This window comes from Thiolapillus sp., assembly GCF_048562965.1.
Classification (GTDB): domain Bacteria; phylum Pseudomonadota; class Gammaproteobacteria; order Chromatiales; family Chromatiaceae; genus Thiolapillus; species Thiolapillus brandeum_A.
On record NZ_JBHNMF010000798.1, the window covers coordinates 1 to 1,348 of the forward strand.

Sequence of the window (1,348 nt, forward strand, 5' to 3'; positions counted from 1 at the left end):
TTCTCGCTTTAGAATGTCCGGTAATCGTACAATCTAATGACACGAAAATCAATGGCAAAAAAATCCTGCAAAGGGCTTGACACGTTTTGAGAGGAAAACACCTATGGCACGCATCCCCAACAACGAACTCGACCGCCTGAAACGCGAAGTGGCTTTAGTGCGCCTGGTGGAATCCTCCGGCATCGAGCTGAAGAAACACGGCAAGGACTATCTGGGGTTGTGCCCGTTCCACGACGATAAGGAACCTTCGCTGGTGATCTCGCCGGACAAGAACCTGTGGCATTGCCTGGGTGCCTGCAATGAAGGCGGTGACGTGATCCAGTGGGTCATGAAGCGCCAGGGCGTGAGCTTCCGTCATGCGGTTGAGTTATTGAAGGGCGGGGATGCCGCCTTGTCGGTTCCTGCAACGCCTGTGAAAAGAAATACCACCGCCAAGCATTCCATGCCTTTAGCGGCTGATCCTGATGACCAGAAGCAGCTTGCCGTGGTGATCGATTACTACCACGACACCCTGAAACAAAGCCCCGACGCCTTGGAATACCTGAACAGCCGTGGTCTGGGTGGTGCGGAGTTAATCGACTGCTTCAAGCTGGGTTATGCCAATCGGACATTGGGTTACCGGCTGCCGGCGCGCAACCGCAAGGCCGGGGCTGAGGTAAGAGGGCAGTTGCAGCGGGTTGGTATTTTGAGAAACACTGGTCATGAACATTTTAGCGGTTCGCTGGTGGTGCCGGTCATCGATGGTGATGGTCTGGTGACGGAAGTTTACGGCAGAAAAATCCTCGGTAAGCGATTACGCAAGGGAACACCGCAGCACCTTTATCTGCCGGGCGCACATCAAGGCGTCTGGAATGCTGCGGCCCTGGCAGACAGTGAGGAGGTGATCCTGTGTGAAGCGCTGATCGATGCCATGACCTTCTGGGTGAATGGCTACCGCAATGTAACGGCCAGTTATGGCACCTCTGGTTTTACCGAAGATCATCTGACGGTCTTCAAACAGGCGAATATCAAACGAGTATTGATTGCTTATGATCGAGACGAAGCGGGAAATACTGCCGCCGTTAAATTAGCCGAACAACTTCAGGCTGAGGGTTTTGCCTGTTACCGGCTGCACTTTCCCAAAGGCATGGATGCCAATGCCTATGCGCTGGAGGTGAGGCCAGCGAACAAGAGCCTGGGCGTGGTGATCCGGTCGGCGGAATGGATGGGCGATGGGCGAAGCGGAGAAAGAGCGAGTGACTTAACGTCACTCGATCCCGCTGAGCGACTCGCCACGGATGGCGAGGCTGGAACCCTGCGCCAGGGACGGTTACTTGGCACGTCTTCAAACGAAGCGAATACCCTGCCT

At 55.0% G+C, this 1,348-nt stretch carries 1 protein-coding gene; it reads left to right on the plus strand.

What is annotated here, in order from left to right:
- Positions 1–103: 103 nt before the first annotated feature.
- Positions 104–1,348, plus strand: a 1,245-nt coding sequence (locus ACOCD2_RS20165; RefSeq protein ID WP_293675180.1) for a CHC2 zinc finger domain-containing protein, incomplete at its 3' end; no start/stop codon positions are given.